This is a genomic window from Lysobacter humi (ex Lee et al. 2017) (genome assembly GCF_054781815.1).
This window is the reverse complement of the sequence record NZ_BAAGTR010000009.1, coordinates 517940-534660: the sequence shown is the minus strand read 5'-3', so window position 1 is coordinate 534660 and position 16721 is coordinate 517940. Positions and strand designations below refer to the sequence as shown.

Here is a 16721-nt window from a genome sequence, read left to right as displayed (position 1 = left end):
CCATGACCCTCCGCCCGCTCGTCCTCGCCGTCGCACTCGTCACGGGGGCCGTCGCCCTCCCCGCCCTCGCCCAGGCGCCGCAGGCCGCCACGCAGCAGTCCAAGGCCCAGCGGCTCAACGCGCTTTACGAGCAGTACTGGGAGGAGTCGCTCAAGCTCAATCCGCTGCAGGCCACGTTCCAGGGCGATCCCCGCTACAACGACCAGCTGCCGGACTTCGGCAGCAAGCAGTTCCGCGATGAAGCGCGCGCGTTCACCGAGCGCTGGCTCAAGACGATCGAGGCCGTCGGCCCGGAGGGCCTGTCGGGGCAGGACCTGCTCAGCTACGAGATCTTCGTCCGCGACGCGAGGAACTCGCTCGAAGGCGAGCGCTTCCCGGGCTGGATGATGCCGGTCAACCAGATGGGCAGCATCCCGATGTTCGCGGTGCAGATGGGCTCGGGCACCGGCGCCCAGCCCTTCAAGACCGTCAAGGACTACGAGAACTGGCTCGCGCGCGGCAACAAGCTGCCGCAGTTGATCGATACCTCCATCGAGAACATGCGCGCCGGCATGAAGGCCGGCGTGGTGCAGCCGCGCGCGCTGATGGTGAAAGTGGTGCCGCAGCTCGATGCGCTCATCCAGGACAGCGCCGAGAAGACGATGTTCTGGGGCCCGATCGCCAGCATGCCGAAGGAGTTCTCGGAGGCCGACCGCACCCGCCTGACCGCCGCCTACCGCACGATGATCGAGCAGAAGGTGATGCCGTCGTACCGCAAGCTGCGCGCCTTCATCAACGACGAGTACATCCCTGCGACGCGCGAGACATACGGCATCGACAAGCTGCCCGACGGCCAGGCCTGGTACGCCTTCAGCGCGAAGGCCAGCACGACCACCGACCTCACCCCGGCGCAGATCCACGACATCGGCCTCGCCGAGGTCGCGCGCATCCATGGCGAGATCCGCAAGATCATGCAGCAGACCGGCTTCAAGGGCTCGCTGCAGGAGTTCTTCCAGTTCATGCGCACGGACAAGCGCTTCGAGTACAAGACCGAGGACGACCTGCTCAAGCACTACCGCGGGCTGGAAGCCAAGATCAACGAGAAGATCCCGCAGCAGTTCTCGCTCATCCCGAAGTCGCCGTTCGAGATCCGCCCGGTCGAGGCGTTCCGCGCGAAGTCCGCCGCGGGTGGTTCGTACATGTCGCCCAGCGAGGACGGCTCGCGCCCCGGCATCTTCTACGTCAACACCTACGATCTGCCGACGCGCAAGACGTGGGACGCCGAAGACCTCTACCTGCACGAGGCGATCCCCGGCCACCACTTCCAGATCGCTCTGCAGCAGGAGCTGACCAACCTGCCGAAGTTCCGCCGTTTCGGCGGCGAGACCGCGTTCGCGGAAGGCTGGGGCCTGTACGCCGAGTCGCTCGGCAAGGACCTGGGCGTCTACACCGATCCGTACAACTACTTCGGCTACCTGCAGAACGAGCTCTGGCGCGCCATTCGGCTGGTCGTCGACACCGGCCTGCACAGCAAGGGCTGGAGCCGCGAGCAGGTGATCAAGTACATGCTCGACAACTCGGCCGAGAGCGAGACGCAGTCGACCGCGGAAGCCGAGCGCTACATCGCGTGGCCGGGCCAGGCGCTGGCGTACAAGATCGGCGAGCTGAAGATCAAGGAACTGCGTGCACGCGCGGAGAAGGCACTCGGCGGCAGGTTCGACATCCGCGAGTTCCATGCCGAAGTGCTGAAGGACGGCGCGGTGCCACTGCAGGTGCTCGAGGCGAAGATCGACCGCTGGATCGCGTCGAAGAAGGCCTGATGGCGGCGGCCGGCGGCGCCTCCAGGCGTCGTCGGTCGTTTCTGCGCACCACCTCCCTCACGTCGCGGGTTGTGCAACGGCGGGAACAGAAAAGGGCCGCGTGAGCGGCCCTTTTCCTTGACGCGTTCGACGAGCCGTCAGCGCGGCGCGCTTCCGCTGCGGCGGCGCTCGCCACTGCCGGTGCGGCCCTGCTTCGGACCGGCATGCGCATGGCGCACCGCCGGCTTGCCGTGCGGACGATGCGCGGGCTTGCGACGCGCATTCGGCACCGGGCCCGAGAACTGGAGCGGACGCGCGGGCGTGAAGCCTTCCACCTCGACCAGCTGCACGTTCTGCTGCAGCAACTTCTGCACCTGCCCGAGCAGCGGGCCTTCGTCCATCGCGACCAGCGACAACGCCTCGCCCTTCGCGCCGTTGCGACCGGTGCGACCGATGCGATGCACGTAGTCCTCGGCGACCATCGGCAGCTCGTAGTTGATGACGAGCGGAAGGTCCGGAATGTCGAGGCCGCGCGCGGCCACGTCGGTCGCCACCAGCACGCGCGCCTTGCCCGACTTGAACGCATTGAGCGCCTTCTGACGCTGGGCCTGGCTCTTGTTGCCGTGGATCGCCACGGCCTTCAGGCCCGCCTCCTCCAGCTGCTCCGCAAGACGGTTGCAGCCGTGCTTGGTGCGACCGAAGACAAGGACCTGGTCGGTGTAGCGCTCGGTCAGGATCTTCACCAGCAGGTCGCGCTTGCGTGACGCGTCCACCGGATGCGCGCGATGCGCGATCGTGTCGGCGATCGTGTTGTTCGCGGTGACCTGCACCTGCTGCGGGTCGCGCATGAACTCGAGCGCCAGCTGCTTGATGCGCGTCTCGAACGTGGCCGAGAACAGCAGCGTCTGCCGCTGCTTCGGCAGCTTGGCGAGCACACGCTTGATCGCGGGCAGGAAGCCCATGTCGAGCATGCGGTCAGCCTCGTCGAGCACCAGGATCTCGATCTCGTCGAGGCGAACGGTGCCCCGATCCATGTGGTCGATCAGGCGGCCGGGCGTAGCGACGAGCACGTCGACGCCGCGGCGCAGCAGGTCGACCTGCGGCTGCATGCCGGCGCCGCCGAAGATGGCGGAAATGCTCATGCGCAGGTGGCGCGCATAGCCGCGCAGGCTCTCGGTGACCTGCACCGCGAGCTCGCGCGTCGGCACGAGGATCAGCGCGCGCGGCTTGCGCGGGCCGTTGATCGCGGTCGTCTTGCCGAGGCGATTGAGCAGCGGCAGGCCGAATGCCGCGGTCTTGCCGGTGCCGGTCTGGGCACCGCCGAGCACGTCGCGACCCGACAGCACCAGCGGAATCGCCTGCTGCTGGATCGGGGTGGGCTGGGTGTAGTTCTGGTCGGCGAGCGCGCGCAGGATGGCGGGCGACAGGCCGAGCGCCTCGAACGTCGAGGTATCGATCGTCATGGAAAACTCCGGAAACAGTAGGTGCCACGGCGTTGCCGTGGATCGACTCGGAGCTTTCCCTGAACCGCGCTGCGAGATGGAACGTCGTGACGCATCCTGCGTTCGCCGGATGCGTGTCTGCGCCGAGAAATCGTGCGGGATGACCGTCGCACCGGAACCGCGCAAGGCGGGCGAGAGCGAAAGAAACCTGGGAAGCGTGCCGCGGAAGCGGCGATGCCAGGCGCTGAACGGGGCGAATGGTACGTGAAAAGGCGCCGGGCTGCCTGAGCGCTGTGATTTTCGTTCAGGCGACCGTGCCATGACCTTCGACACCCGCCGCTGGCCGCTCGCAGCCGCTAATGTCGTATGGCATGCCACGCGGCGTGTCTGTCGCCATGTGCGGCATCCCCGTCCCACTGTCCTGGCCCGGAGCCCGACGTGATCCCCAAGAAATCCCCCCTCCTGCTGTCGCTCGCGATCACTGCCGTGCTCACCGGCTGCCCCGTCAAGGACGAGGCCGTCCCCCAGGCCGCCGTCGGAGATGCCGCGCCGGCCGCCGCGCCGGCAACCCTGCGCCTCGACGAGAGCCGCCTGCCGCCGGTGAACCGGTTCGCCAAGGCCGACATCGACGCCTCGAAGAACGCGTGCACCGACTTCGGCGGCTACGTCAACGGCACGTGGCTCGCCTCCAACCCGATCCCGAGCGACCGCACCTCCTGGGGCGCGTTCGAGATGCTCGACGAGCGCAGCAATGCCGTGCAGCGCCAGCTCGCTGAGCAGGCCGCGGCGATGCCGAACGCCGATGGCGTGGAGAAGATCGTCGGCGACTTCTGGGCGACCGGCATGGACGCGGCGGCGATCAATGCAGCCGGCCTCACGCCGCTGCAGAGCCGCATCGAAGCGATCACCGCGCTGAAGACGCCTGCGCAGATCGCCGAGCACCTGCGCACGACGGCGGCGCGCGGCGAGGGCACGCTGTTCTCGTTCGGCCCCGAGGCCGACTTCAAGAATTCGGCGGTGAACATCGCCTACGCGGGCCAGGCCGGCCTGGGCCTGCCGGACAAGGGCTACTACGTCGACAAGGACAAGAAGGACAAGCTCGCGGCCTACCAGCAGCATGTCGCGAAGGTGCTCGAGCTGTCGGGCATCCCGGCCGCCGACGCCGCGAAGCAGGCCCGGGACGTGATCGCGTTCGAGACGCGCCTGGCGAAGGCCTCCAAGTCCAGCGAGGAGCTCTCGCGCGACGTCTCGCTCTACTACAACCCGATCACCCCGGCCGAAGCCGACAAGCTCACGCCGAACTTTCCGTGGACGACGTTCTTCGAGTCGCAGGGCGTCGCGCCGCCACAGATGTTCTCGCTCGCGATCCCGGGCTTCCACAAGGAAGTCAGCCGGATGATCGGCGACGTTCCGGCTGCGCAGTGGCAGAGCTATCTGCGCTTCCATCTCGTGGACAGCGCGTCGCCCTACCTCGCGGACAACTTCGCGCAGGAGCACTTCAACTTCTACAACAAGGCGTTGCGCGGCCAGAAGGAGATGAAGGAGCGCGGCAAGCGCGTGCTGCAGACCATTGGCGGCCAGGCCGGCGAGGCACTGGGCCAGATGTACGTGCAGGTCGCGTTCTCGCCGGAGTCGAAGGCGCGCATGCAGGAGCTGGTGAAGAACCTCAGCGCGGCGCTCAAGGACCGCATCGAGAACCTGGCCTGGATGAGCGCGGACACCAAGAAGAAGGCGATGGAGAAGTGGGCAAGCTTCACGCCGAAGATCGGCTACCCCGACAAGTGGCGTGAGTGGGACGGCCTTGCGACGTCGCGCGACAGCTACATCGGCAACGTGATGGCCGCCAACGAGTTCAACTACAAGTGGCAGCTGTCGAAGATCGGCAAGCCGGTCGACAAGACCGAATGGGGCATGAGCCCACAGACGGTCAACGCCTACTACAACCCGCTGCAGAACGAGATCGTGTTCCCGGCCGCGATCCTGCAGCCGCCCTTCTTCGACCCGAAGGCCGACGATCCGCTCAACTACGGCGGCATCGGCGCGGTCATCGGCCACGAGATGATCCACGGCTACGATGACCAGGGCTCGCGCTTCGGTGCCACGGGCAACTTCGAGAACTGGTGGACGCCCGCCGACGCGAAGGGCTTCTCGGGCCTGACCGACAAGCTCGTGAACCAGTTCAATGCCTACGAGGCCGCGCCGGGCGCGAAGGTGAACGGCAAGCTGACCCTCGGCGAGAACATCGCCGACCTCGGCGGCATCGCAACGGCCTACGATGCGATGGTGCGCGCCACCGCCGGCACGCCCGACCCGATGATCGACGGCATGACGCGCGACCAGCGGTTCTTCGCCAACTGGGCGACGGTGTGGCGCCGCAACTTCACGCCGGAAGAGCTCAAGGTGCGCCTCACCACCGACTCGCATGCGCCGGCGAATTTCCGTGCGATCGGTGCGCCGTCGAACCTGCCGGCATTCGCGAAGGCCTTCGGCTGCTCGCCGGGCCAGCCGATGGTCCGCCAGGGCGACCAGCAGGTCGTCATCTGGTAAGCGGTCCGCGATGAGCCAGGAAAAGGCCCGGGATTTCCCGGGCCTTTTTCGTTGTGGCGTGCGTGAGGAATTCGTTCAAACCACGCGAAGGCGCATTGCTAGACTTCCGCCGATTCCGCCATCGGACCCCCGCGATGACCCCACGCCCGCTCGCCTGCGCCCTCGCCTTCGCCGCATTCGCGCTCCTCGCCACTCCGCAGGCCGATGCCCAGAAGAAGAAGCGTGCGCCGGCTGCGCCCGCGGGGCCGACGGCCTGTACCGACTTCCACGCGTTCGCGAATGCCGACTGGTACCGTGCGCATACGCTCGTCCCGGGCACCACGTCCGTCTCCGCGCTCGACCAGCTCCGCCAGCGCGCGCAGCAGCAGCAGATCGACCTGCTCAATGCCGCCGCCACGGCGCCTCAGGGCCAGATCCAGACGCTGCTCGGCGCCTTCTGGGCCAGCGGCCTGGACGAGGCCGCGGTCGAGCGCGACGGCGCGAACCCCGTGGCGCCGCTCCTGTCCCGCATCGATGCGATCCGCCGCGCGAAGGACATCCCGCCCGCGATCGCCGCACTGCACCAGGTCGGCATCCCCGTCGCGTTCAACTTCAGCGCCGACATCGACCTCGCCGATACCGACCGCCACATCGGCTACTTCAGCGACGGCGGCCTCGGTCTGCCCGACCCGGCCTTCTACACGCGCACCGACCCCGAAACGCGCGAGGTGATGACGCGCTACCGCGCCTACGTCGAGAAGATCCTGCTCCTCACGGGCGTGCCGCAGGCGCAGGTCGCGGCGACGGCGCAGCAGGTGATCGACCTGGAAACCCGCCTCGCGCAGGCCTCCCGCCCGCTCGCGCGCGGCGCCGATCCGCGCGCGAACTACGCGGCCGTGCCGACGGCCGGCTTCGGCAAGCAGTTCAAGCGCCTGCAGCTCGCGGAGTTCCTCAAGGCGCAAGCCGTCAGCGACGACCAGGTGTCGATGGCGAACCCGGCGCTCTTCACCGCGCTCGACAACTACGTCGCCTCGCTGCCGCCCGCGCAGTGGAAGGCCTACCTGCGCTGGCGCGTCGGCGACGCGATGGCGCCCTACCTCAGCAAGTCCTGGCGCGATGCGAGCTTCGACTTCCGCGGCCGCGTGCTCGGCGGGCAGGTCTCGCCCGTGCCGCGCCAGCAGGCGGTGCTCGACGCGATCAACCTGGCAGCCGGCCCGATGCTCGGCCGCGAATACGTCGCGCGCTACCTGCCGGCGACCTCGCGCGCGCGCGCCGAGGAGATCGCGGGGCAGATCCGCGACGCCCTGTCGACGATGATCGATCGCGATGCGCGCCTCGGGCCGGCGGCCCGTGCGGAGGCGAAGGCCAAGCTTGCGGCGCTTCGCATCGAAGTCGGCGCCCCGCGTCGCGACCTCGACTTCACCGTGCAACCGATGGGGCGCGGCAGCTTCGGCAGCAACATGCTCATCGCCTCGACATGGCGCCATCGCGAGGAGATGCGACGCATCGGACGCGGCAATGCCGACCGCCGCTGGGACGTGCTCCCGCAGCAGCCCGCGCTGACGTACGACGTGCCGCAGAACCGCCTCATCGTCACCGCGGCGATGCTGCAGCCGCCCGTGTTCGACGTCACCCAGACCGCACCCGCGCTGTACGGCGCGTACGGCGCGCTCGTCGGCCATGAGCTGAGCCATGCGATCGACGCACGCGGTCGCCTCATCGATGCGAAGGGTCAGGCGCGCGACTGGTGGACGCCGGTCGAGACGGCCGCGTGGACGTCGCTGTCGAGCCGCGTCGCCGGCCAGGCGAGCGCGCTGCCCTATCCCGCCCTCACGGGCGTCCGCGTCAACGGCAGCCTCGTCGACGACATGCTGATCGCCGACCAGGCGGGCGTCGAGCTCGCGCAGGCCGCGTTGCAGCAGGCCCAGCCGGGCGCACCGAAGGAGACGATGCAGGCCTTCTACACCGCGTGGGCGCGGCTCTGGCCGGAGCAGGTATCCGTCGACGTCGCCACCGAGCGCGCGGCGACGAGCACCTATCCACCGGGCCGCTGGCGCAGCGACGTGCCGCTGATGAATCAGCCCGCGTTCGGCGCGGCGTTTACCTGCAAGGCGGGGACGCCGATGCAGCCGAAGGCGGAGCAGCAGGTGCGGCTCTGGCCGTGAGCGATCGATGGTCGGCGGTGCCGCATCGGCACCGCCGCATCACCGCGACGTTCCGCGCCTGGCCTGAAGCTAGTTGACGATGCGCAGTCCGCTGCGCGACGCGCGTCCGCCACGACCCGGCGGAGGCCGGCGACGCCAATGGCGGATCAGCAGCCAGCCGAACAGCATCCCACCCAGATGCGCGAAATGCGCGACGCCCGGCATCGTGCCGGTCAGGCCGAAGAACAGTTCGATGAGGCCGTAGACGATCACCAGCGTGCGCGCCTTCATCGGCACGGGCGGGATCAGCAGCATCACGCGCTGGTGGGGAAAGAGCATGCCGTAGGCGAGCAGCAGCCCGAAGATGCCACCCGAGGCACCGACCGTCGAATACGGCTCGCCGCCCATCGCGATGGTTCCGTAGCCCACGACGAGCTGGCAGAGCCCGGCACCGACGACGCACGTCAGGTAGTACGTCAGCATCTTCCTCGCGCCCCAGGTGTGCTCCACCTGCGCGCCGAACATCACCAGCGCGAGCATGTTGAAGAAGAAGTGGGCGACATCGAAGTGCAGGAACCCGTACGTGACGAGCTGCCACGGCATGAAGCCCGGACGATCCCCGTCGCCGCTGCCGATCGGGTGCAGCTCGAGGTACTCGAACACGCGCCAGAGCCCGTCGCCGACTCCGCCCTGCGGGAGGTTCGACACGAGCGCCTGCAGCAGGAACACCACCGCATTGGCGATCAGCAGGTAGCGCGTCGCGAGGGGCAGCTTCGAAAACATGGCGTCTCCTTGACGCCACCATGTTAGCTGCTGCACCGCACTATCGGATGAGGATCAGCCGCCCGGCGGCCCCCACAGCGCCGCGTCGAGGCTCTCGGCGAGGGGACGCGCGCGCGCCATGCCCACCACGCGACCGCGCTCGACGACAACGCCTTCCGCGCGAAGGCGCGCGCACTGCTCGGCATGACCGACGCTGCCTTCGGGAAAGGCGATGCGCCCGTCGGAGCGGAGTACGCGGTGCCACGGCAACCCCTGCACATCGCCTCGGCTCAGCAGCCGCGCCACCAGCCGCGCGCGCCCGGGCAGCCCGGCGCGGCGTGCGATCTCGCCGTAGCCGGCGACCTGGCCGCGCGGCACCGCGCGGATCGCCGCATGGATCCGCGTGGCCGCGTCGTGGATACCGGAATCACCCGTCATGGCGCTAGCATAGCGGTCGTCCAGGAGAACCCCATGCGCGACTTCGACGCGATCCGCGAGTACCTCGACGGCGCCGGCCACGACATCAAGCTGCACGACGACGAGATGATGTGCGTGGAGCTGTCGCTCGACCACGGTCGCCGCCACCAGTCGATCTTCCTCAGCCGGAGCGCGGACGAGGACGGGCGTGCCTACCTGCGCGTGAGTACGGTGGTCGCACCGATGACGGGAGTCGACGCCCGGCGCGCGCTGGTCTTCAACTGGGACAGCCAGGTGGGCCATCTCGCCACCGGCGACCTCGACGGCGTACCGCACCTGCAGCTGTGCGAGAACCGGCCGCTCGACGGTCTCGACCTCGCCGAGGTGCACCGGCTGGTGCTCGAGATCGGCGGCGTCGGCGACCGCATGGAGCGCATGCTCTCCGCGGGCGGGGATCTCTTCTGACGGGCGGCGCCGCTCGGCACGGCCATGAACCACCGCCACGATCGAAACACTAATTTGACGGGTGACTAACCGCTTCCGGCGGATGGTGGTCGCGCGGCGAGCCCGCCGCACTCTCCGAAGCGAGTGCGTCTCCCGCTCGGGAGCCGAACCCCGGTGGATGAGCCCCCACCGGGGTTCTCTTGTCGGCGGCTCAGGCCCAGCCGAGCATGCGGAAGAGGCTGAAGAGCCCGTAGGCGATGCCGCCGGCCATCGGGATCGTCAGGATCCACGCCCAGATCATCCGCTCCACGACCGTCCACCGGATCGCGTTCGAGCGCTTCGCGGTGCCCACGCCCATGATCGCCGACGAGATGTTGTGCGTCGTCGAGACCGGGATGCCGAGGTGCGAAGCGGTCAGGATCACCGCGGCGGCGCTGCTCTCCGCGGCGAAGCCGTGGATCGGATGCAGCTTCACGAGCTTGTGGCCGAGCGTCTTGATGATGCGCCAGCCGCCCGCGGCGGTACCGGCGGCCATCACGATGGCGCAGGTGAGCTTGATCCACAGGTCGATGTCACCATCGGCGATCGCATTCTGCGACGGATGGAGGAACGAGAGCCACCCGGGCAGGTCCTCGAGCGTGCCCGCCGTCTGCGCACTGACGAGCGTGAGGGCGATGATGCCCATCGTCTTCTGCGCATCGTTCGAGCCATGGGCGAAGCCCATGGCCCCGGCGCTGACCAGCTGCGCCTTGCCGAACAGGGCGTTCATCCACCGCGGTCGCGCGATCCGCGCCAATGCGCCGCCGCTGCGCGCCATGAGCCCGATGATGGCGAACAGGATCCCCATCACCACGAACCCGGCGGTGAAGCCCGCGATCGGTGACGAGACCATCGGCACGATCACCTTCCACAGGATGCCGGCGCTCTTGTACCAGGGGTCCTTCACTTCGGACCAGATGATGACCTCCGGATTGTTCATCGCCGCGGCGAACGCCGCGCCCACGAGTCCGCCGATGAGCGCATGCGACGACGACGACGGCAGGCCCCACCACCAGGTGATCAGGTTCCACACGATGCCGCCGATGAGCGCGCACAGGATCAGCTGCGAGCTGACGTCGACGACGCCCGAATCGATCAGGCCGGAGGAGATCGTCTTGGCGACCGCGGTGCCCCAGAGCGCACCGACGAGGTTGGTGAAGGCCGCCAGGCCCACGGCCTGCGCGGGCGAGAGCACCTTGGTCGCCACGACCGTCGCGATCGAGTTCGCGGTGTCGTGGAAGCCGTTGATGTACTCGAAGACCAGCGCCGCGAGCACGACGAGAAGGACCAGCGTGAGCATCGCGGCGGCCTCTTACGAGTTCTTGAGGACGATTTCGTAGGCGACCGTGCCCGCGTCCTGGCAGCGGTCGATCGCCTTCTCGAGGATCTCGAAGAACTCCTTGAGCAGGAACATCTGCTGGGAGTCGAGGTTGCCGGAATAGATGTCGCGGTAGAGCTCGAGCATCAGGCGGTCGGCTTCGTTCTCGACCGCGCGCAGACGGTCGATCTGTGCCTTCATCGGCTCGAGCTTCATCGCCGGCAGCTGGCGCACCATCTCGACGACGATCCCGGCGGCCTGTTCAAGCATCGCCGCGCGTGGCGCGAAATCGATGCCCTGCAGGTGGCGAAGCGCGAGCGAGTAGCGGTCGGCGAACTTCTCGACCTGCTTCGGGATCTTGTACAGCGCCGAGGCGAGTGCCTCGATGTCCTCGCGCTCGATCGGCGTGATGAAGCTGTTGACCAGCTCCTGCCGGATCTTGTCGGAGGCGGTCCGCTCGCGTTGGCGCGCGAGCTTGAACGCATCGAGTGCCGGCTGCTGCGCGGTGTCGCGCAGCATCGCATGCAGCGACCGGGTGCTGTCGTGCGCCGCGACGGCGGCCTCTTCGAGCAGCGAGTAGAACTGCTTGCCTTGGCCGAAGATCGTCTGCAGGGAAAACATGCGGGCCTCGTGGTGGGTACGGCGATCCGCCAATTATGACGGTTCGATGACCCGGTGTAGCCCTGCCTTCACAATTTGGTCCTTCACGCGACTGTTACCATCGGCGCCCCCACCCCCCTGCCCCCTCCATGGACGACGACCCGGAACCGCGAAGTCTGATCCACTGCGTGTCCTGCCTGCCCGCCTCGCCCGCCCCCGGGGGTCGACGTGGTTGAGTTGCTCGTCGTCGCCTTCCTGATCCTGCTCAACGGCTTCTTCGCGATGTCGGAGATGGCCTTGATGACGTCGCGCAAGCTGCGGCTCAAGCAGATGGGGGAGGAGAAGGGCGCGGCCGGACGCGCCGCGCGATGCGCGCTGGCGCTGGCCGAGCATCCGGACAACCTGCTGTCGACCGTGCAGATCGGCATCACGCTGATCGGCATCCTCGCCGGCGTCTTCGGTGGCGAAGCGATCGGGCTGCTGATCGCGTCGCACCTCGAGGGCTGGTGGCCCGATGCGCGGGAATACGCCGACAAGATCGGGCTCGGCATCGCCGTGGGCCTGATCACGGCGGCCTCGGTGATCTTCGGGGAACTGGTCCCCAAGCGCCTCGCCCTCACCGATCCCGAGCGCATCGCGGTCCTCGTCGCGCTCCCGCTCAACGCACTCGCGCGTGCCGCGCGACCGGCCGTGCGCCTGCTCGGCATGATCAATCGCGGGGTACTGCGCCTGATGGGCGTGCGCGACGACTCGCGCAGCGGCGTCAGCGAAGAGGAGATCCGCATGCTGGTGAGCGAGAGCCACGAGCAGGGCGTGATCGATGCCGACGAGCGCAAGATGATGAACCGGGTGCTCAGCCTCGGCGACCGCTCGACCGAAAGCCTGATGACGCCGCGCACGCGCATCGTCTGGCTCGATGCGGGCGCGGCGGTCGACGAGAGCATCGAGGCGATGCGCGAGGCGCCCTTCTCGCGCTTTCCCGTCTACCGCGCGAACGACCAGGACGTGCTCGGCGTGCTCGAGGCGAAGTCGCTGCTCAGCGCGCTCGGCACGGGCGCGATGCCCGACCTGTTCGCGAACCTGCGCGAGCCGTTGTTCGTCTCGGAATCGACGCCGGCGCTCAAGCTCCTCGAGATCTTCCGCGAGGAGCAGCAATCGCTCGCCCTCGTCGTCGACGAATACGGCGACGTCACCGGGCTGGTGACGGTCAACGATCTGATGGGCGCCGTGCTGGGGCGCATCCAGTCGAGCGAGGGCGACGAGGCCACCGCAGCTGTCGTGGTGCGCGAGGACGGCTCGCTGCTCGTCGACGGCGCACTCGGCACCGAGGAGCTCCGCGAAGTCGTCGGGCGCAGCGTCCTGCCCGGCGAGGAGGAGCACGACTTCCACACGGCCGCGGGCATGGTGATCGCGCACTTCGGCCGCATTCCTCACGCCGGCGAGTCGTTCCTCTGGGATGGCTGGCGGATCGAGGTCGTCGACCTCGACGGACCGCGCATCGACAAGCTCCTGCTGCAACGCGTCGACGAGCCCGAGGACGAGGGCGATGCGCGACCGGGCTGAGGCATCCCGCGAAGTCGGCACGCGTGCCCTCCTCGACCGCTTCGCCGACGGCGATGCCGCCGAGCGCCTGCGGCTCGGCGACCTGTTCCGCGGTCTCGGCGATCGCTCCTTCGGCATGCTGCTGATCGCCGCGACGGCACCCGCTTTCATTCCGATCCCGGGCCTGGCGGGCGCACTGAGCGGCCCCCTGGTGATGCTCGTGGGCGTGCAGCTGCTGCTGCGCCTGCGTCAACCGTGGCTGCCCGGCTTCGTGGCCCGTCGCGGCCCGAACCGCGGCACGATGGCGCGGCTGCGCGACCTGCTCGCGCCGTGGCTGGGACGCCTCGAGCACGTCGTGCGGCCGCGCGCCACGGTGATGCTCGACCACTGGTTGCCCGACATCGTGACCGGGCTGCTGGTCCTGGTGCTCGGCCTGCTGCTGTCGCTGCCGATCCCCTTTACCAACTACATCCTCGCCGCGTTGCTGCTGCTGTTCGCGCTCGCCCTGCTCGAGCGCGATGGCGTGCTGATGGGCGTGGCCTGGCTGAGCGGGCTCGCGGCCGTGGTGGTGTTCGGCGTGCTGTCCGGCAGCCTCGCCGGTGCGGCCGCGCGGTTCCTCGACCGCCTCGGCTGAGGCCTGACTCAGGCCTCGACGGCTTCCGTCGCCAGTGCGAGGAAATCGGCGAGTTCCAGCGGGTGGCCGAGCCAGTAGCCCTGCGCGAGGTCGCAGCGACGCTCGCGCAGGAGCGCGTACTGGCCTTCCTTCTCGACGCCCTCGGCGACGACCGTGATCCCGAGCGAATGGGCCATCGCGATGATGGCCGATGTCAGCGCGAGGTCGTCCGGATCGCGCAGCACGTCGGCCACGAAACTGCGGTCGATCTTGACGCCGTCGACCGGCACGCGACGCAGGTGCGAAAGCCCCGAGAAACCGGTGCCGAAGTCGTCGAGCCAGACCTTCACGCCCATCGAGCGCAGGCGCGCGAGGAGCTGGCTTGCATGCGCCTCGTCGCCGATGACGGCGGTTTCAGTCAGCTCGACGTGCAACTGGTCGGCCGGCAGCCCGGCGTCGCGCAGGCTCGCCTCGACCATGCGGGCCAGGTCGCCGCTGCGCAGCTGGCGCGGCGAGACATTGACCGAGACGAACAGCGGGGGGCGCCCCGGCGGGCGCGCCCGTTCCCACTGCATCGCATCGCCGCAGGCCGCGCGCATCACCTGCGGACCGATCGTCTCGATCAGGCCGCTCTGCTCCGCCACGTCGATGAAGACCGACGGCGCGATCACGCCCTGCTCGGGGTGCCGCCAGCGCAGTAGCGCCTCGGCGCCGACGAGGGCGTGGTCGCGAAGACGGTAGACCGGCTGGTAGACGATCCGCAGCTCCCCTCGATCCCAGGCGCCACGCAGCTCGTGCTCGAGGTGGACGCGTCGCTCCACCGCCTCGTTCATCGCGCGGCTGAAGAACCGGTAGCAGTGCTTGCCCGCGACCTTCGCCTGGTACATCGCGATGTCGCCGTTCTTGAGCAGCGAGGTCGCGCCGGCCGCGTCGTCGGGATAGAGCGTGATGCCGACGGACGTGCCCATGAAGATCTGGCGGCCGTGCAGCGTGAGCGGCTCCGACAACGCGGTGATCAGCTCCTCGGCGAGTCGCGCGGCGGTCTGGCGCACGCCCACGCCCTCCACGAGGATCACGAACTCGTCGCCGCCGAAACGGGCGACGCGCCCGCCGCTACCGCCGATCCGCTCCACGATCTGCGCGATGCGGTGCGCGAACTGCAGCAGCGCCTCGTCGCCGGCATCGTGCCCGAGCGTGTCGTTCACGCGCTTGAAGTCGTCGACGTCGCAGAACAGCAGCGCGAGCTGCTGCTCCGCGCCGTCGAGCTGCAGGAGCCGCGCGTCGAGCAGCTCGCGGAACGCGAGGCGATTGGCCAGCCCGGTGAGCGCATCGGTGTACGCCATCCGCCGGATCTCGCGACTGTGCCTCGCGACGCTGCGGCTCATCCGTCCGAAGGCGCGGATCAGGTCACCGAGCTCGTCCTGGCGCCGCGTCGACGGGATCTCCGCGTCGAAGTGTCCGCCCTCGATCGCGCGGGCGGAATCGGCGAGCGCGCTGATCGGCCGCACCAGGCTGCGCTGGATGAGCGCAAGCAGCACGCCGGCGAGCGCGAGCAGTGCGCCGGAGAGCATGAGGATGGCGAGCAGCTGGCGCTGCCCCAGCTCGCGGATCTGGCCGCCGAGCTCGACCATCGCCGCGTCCTGGAACCCCCGGCCGTCACTGCGGTCGAAGCCCACGCGGACGCCGCCCAGGCGGGAATCGCCGATCATCACGGGGGCGACCGCATCCATCACGTCGCGCGTGGTCTGCACATGCACCTCGCGCGCGCCGATGGCCTCGAACGCCAGCACGTCGTCCATGCGACGGCCGTAGGTCGGGATGTCCGGCGTGCCGTCGTGCAGGATGTTGCCGTTCGCGTCGAAGACCAGTACATAGCGCACGCCCGGCTGGCGCAGCGATGCCTGCGCGAGTGCGCCGACGGCGTCGAGGTCGAAGTAGTAGAGCGGATTGGCGAGCGCCTCGGCGAGTTGCTCGGCGGTGCCGGTGGCCCGGCGCCGCAGGTCCGCGTCGAGCACCTGGTCGGAGGCACGGCGCGACATGGCCTCCACCATGCCGGTCACCTCCTGCTGGCGCATCCAGAACAGCACCATCAGCGCGCTGACCATCAGCACGGCGAAGCCCACCATGGCGAAGAACTGCGCCTGCAGGCCGAACCGGAGCTTCATTCGACGTCCGCCCTGACCCGGCTCACGCCACGCCCGATCGCCTGCAGCGCGCGCTCGGACCGCGGGTCGATCGGCAGGAAGCGCGTGGTGCCGAAGAACGCGAGCATCGCATCGCGCGCCGCGGGATCGCCCGCCGCCTGCAGCAGCACCTGGCGGAGCCGCGCCTCGATCCGCGCGTCGAGGTCACGACGGACCATCTCCACGGCGCGCGGGTAGTCGTCGGTGCGCCCGATCAGGACGAAGTCGCGCCGGAATGCCGCGGGCACGCGGCCGGGGTTCTCCCAGTCGAGGTTGCTCATGACGCCGGCATCCGCCAGCCCCTTGTGCACCCAGGTCGCGATGTTGAGCTCGGATCGCGCGAACAGGTAGCCGACGGCGCCCGGGCTCGGCTGGTCGTCGGGCGAGAGGAGGATCTCGAGCGGCATGCCGCGCTCGAGGAGCGTGGCGGCGGGTACGAAGTAGGCGCTGGTCGACGAAGGGCGCTGGAATGCCACGCGACGCCCGCGCAGGTCCTCCAGGCCGTCGAGGCCCCGGTCGCGACGCGCGAAGAAGACGCTGTGGTACTGGCTGACGCCGTCGCGCTCGGTTAGCAGGATCGGGCGGCCTCCCCCGCGCTGCTGAAGGAGCGAGGCGGTGCCCGCCGTCTCGGTGATCCAGTCGACGCGGCCGCGGCGCATGTAGCTGGCCATCTGCTGGGCGTCGCGTGCCATGAGGATGCGGCCTTCGCGGATGCCCACGTCGGCCATCCGCGGCACCACGTAGTCGAGCAGCGGCTTGAGCTGGTCGTAGTGCGCGCGTGGGTCGTCGCTGATCCGGCCGAGCACGAGGACGCCGTTGGAGGCCTCGGCCGCGGAAAGCGACGGGCACGCGGCGGCGGCGGCCAGCAGCAGGCAGGCGAAACGAAGTATTCGCGCGATCACGACGACAGCCG

Annotated in this window: 13 protein-coding genes; 6 read left to right on the top strand and 7 right to left on the bottom strand. The window is 69.0% G+C overall.

Annotation, left to right across the window (positions count from 1 at the left end; translation table 11 throughout):
• The first annotated feature begins 2 nt into the window (after positions 1–2).
• The gene (locus tag ACYVJJ_RS09420; protein ID WP_460833003.1) at positions 3–1799 is read left to right on the top strand and encodes a DUF885 domain-containing protein; all 1797 of its coding nucleotides are present in this window, start codon (positions 3–5) and stop codon (positions 1797–1799) included.
• Positions 1800–1936: 137 nt separating this feature from the next.
• Here the strand turns inward: ACYVJJ_RS09420 and ACYVJJ_RS09415 are convergent, their stop codons facing one another.
• Positions 1937–3241: a DEAD/DEAH box helicase gene (locus ACYVJJ_RS09415; protein ID WP_460833001.1), complete on the bottom strand. Its 1305-nt coding sequence runs from the start codon at positions 3239–3241 to the stop codon at positions 1937–1939.
• A gap of 417 nt (positions 3242–3658) precedes the next feature.
• Here ACYVJJ_RS09415 and ACYVJJ_RS09410 point away from each other — a divergent pair, with 417 nt between their 5' ends.
• Together ACYVJJ_RS09410 and ACYVJJ_RS09405 are read left to right on the top strand one after the other, a co-directional pair.
• The gene (locus ACYVJJ_RS09410; protein WP_460833000.1) at positions 3659–5767 is read left to right on the top strand and encodes a M13 family metallopeptidase; all 2109 of its coding nucleotides are present in this window, start codon (positions 3659–3661) and stop codon (positions 5765–5767) included.
• Positions 5768–5901: 134 nt separating this feature from the next.
• Positions 5902–7911, top strand: a complete 2010-nt coding sequence (locus tag ACYVJJ_RS09405; protein ID WP_460832998.1) for a M13-type metalloendopeptidase — start codon at positions 5902–5904, stop codon at positions 7909–7911.
• A gap of 69 nt (positions 7912–7980) precedes the next feature.
• Here ACYVJJ_RS09405 and ACYVJJ_RS09400 read toward each other — a convergent pair whose 3' ends face one another.
• Positions 7981–8673, bottom strand: a complete 693-nt coding sequence (locus ACYVJJ_RS09400; RefSeq protein WP_460832996.1) for a rhomboid family intramembrane serine protease — start codon at positions 8671–8673, stop codon at positions 7981–7983.
• 54 nt (positions 8674–8727) lie between these two features.
• Positions 8728–9090 carry an MGMT family protein gene (locus tag ACYVJJ_RS09395; RefSeq protein WP_460832994.1) on the bottom strand — a complete coding sequence of 121 codons (363 nt, stop codon included), beginning with the start codon at positions 9088–9090 and terminating at the stop codon, positions 8728–8730.
• Positions 9091–9123: 33 nt separating this feature from the next.
• On the opposite strand from ACYVJJ_RS09395, the gene ACYVJJ_RS09390 reads away from it, so the two are divergent.
• A complete protein-coding gene (locus ACYVJJ_RS09390; RefSeq protein ID WP_460832992.1) occupies positions 9124–9534 on the top strand; it encodes a hypothetical protein in 411 nt (136 codons plus the stop codon).
• Positions 9535–9724: 190 nt separating this feature from the next.
• On the opposite strand, the gene ACYVJJ_RS09385 is transcribed toward ACYVJJ_RS09390, so the two are convergent.
• Together ACYVJJ_RS09385 and ACYVJJ_RS09380 are read right to left on the bottom strand one after the other, a co-directional pair.
• Positions 9725–10852: an inorganic phosphate transporter gene (locus ACYVJJ_RS09385; protein ID WP_460832990.1), complete on the bottom strand. Its 1128-nt coding sequence runs from the start codon at positions 10850–10852 to the stop codon at positions 9725–9727.
• A 12-nt stretch (positions 10853–10864) separates the two neighbouring features.
• A complete protein-coding gene (locus ACYVJJ_RS09380; RefSeq protein WP_460832989.1) occupies positions 10865–11491 on the bottom strand; it encodes a DUF47 domain-containing protein in 627 nt (208 codons plus the stop codon).
• Positions 11492–11698: 207 nt separating this feature from the next.
• On the opposite strand from ACYVJJ_RS09380, the gene ACYVJJ_RS09375 reads away from it, so the two are divergent.
• Both ACYVJJ_RS09375 and ACYVJJ_RS09370 read left to right on the top strand, forming a co-directional pair.
• A complete protein-coding gene (locus ACYVJJ_RS09375) occupies positions 11699–13033 on the top strand; it encodes a hemolysin family protein (protein WP_460832987.1) in 1335 nt (444 codons plus the stop codon).
• Positions 13017–13646, top strand: coding sequence for an exopolysaccharide biosynthesis protein (locus ACYVJJ_RS09370; protein WP_460832985.1), 630 nt, complete (start codon positions 13017–13019; stop codon positions 13644–13646). Before ACYVJJ_RS09375 ends, ACYVJJ_RS09370 begins: the two co-directional genes overlap by 17 nt.
• Positions 13647–13654: 8 nt before the next feature.
• On the opposite strand, the gene ACYVJJ_RS09365 is transcribed toward ACYVJJ_RS09370, so the two are convergent.
• On the bottom strand, positions 13655–15790 hold the full coding sequence (locus ACYVJJ_RS09365; RefSeq protein WP_460832983.1) for a putative bifunctional diguanylate cyclase/phosphodiesterase: 2136 nt from the start codon (positions 15788–15790) through the stop codon (positions 13655–13657).
• Complete coding sequence (locus tag ACYVJJ_RS09360; RefSeq protein WP_460832982.1) at positions 15787–16710, bottom strand: phosphate/phosphite/phosphonate ABC transporter substrate-binding protein; 924 nt, start codon at positions 16708–16710, stop codon at positions 15787–15789. The genes ACYVJJ_RS09365 and ACYVJJ_RS09360 overlap by 4 nt, the downstream gene beginning before the upstream one ends.
• Positions 16711–16721 lie beyond the last annotated feature (11 nt).

What these genes read in the sequence shown, in the direction of transcription:
- ACYVJJ_RS09395 (WP_460832994.1), bottom strand. Translation starts at nt 9,090, where the DNA reads ATGACGGGTGATTCCGGTATCCACGACGCGGCCACGCGGATCCATGCG.
- ACYVJJ_RS09385 (WP_460832990.1), bottom strand. Translation starts at nt 10,852, where the DNA reads ATGCTCACGCTGGTCCTTCTCGTCGTGCTCGCGGCGCTGGTCTTCGAG.
- ACYVJJ_RS09405 (WP_460832998.1), top strand. Translation starts at nt 5,902, where the DNA reads ATGACCCCACGCCCGCTCGCCTGCGCCCTCGCCTTCGCCGCATTCGCG.
- ACYVJJ_RS09380 (WP_460832989.1), bottom strand. Translation starts at nt 11,491, where the DNA reads ATGTTTTCCCTGCAGACGATCTTCGGCCAAGGCAAGCAGTTCTACTCG.
- ACYVJJ_RS09365 (WP_460832983.1), bottom strand. Translation starts at nt 15,790, where the DNA reads ATGAAGCTCCGGTTCGGCCTGCAGGCGCAGTTCTTCGCCATGGTGGGC.
- ACYVJJ_RS09420 (WP_460833003.1), top strand. Translation starts at nt 3, where the DNA reads ATGACCCTCCGCCCGCTCGTCCTCGCCGTCGCACTCGTCACGGGGGCC.
- ACYVJJ_RS09400 (WP_460832996.1), bottom strand. Translation starts at nt 8,673, where the DNA reads ATGTTTTCGAAGCTGCCCCTCGCGACGCGCTACCTGCTGATCGCCAAT.
- ACYVJJ_RS09415 (WP_460833001.1), bottom strand. Translation starts at nt 3,241, where the DNA reads ATGACGATCGATACCTCGACGTTCGAGGCGCTCGGCCTGTCGCCCGCC.
- ACYVJJ_RS09370 (WP_460832985.1), top strand. Translation starts at nt 13,017, where the DNA reads ATGCGCGACCGGGCTGAGGCATCCCGCGAAGTCGGCACGCGTGCCCTC.
- ACYVJJ_RS09390 (WP_460832992.1), top strand. Translation starts at nt 9,124, where the DNA reads ATGCGCGACTTCGACGCGATCCGCGAGTACCTCGACGGCGCCGGCCAC.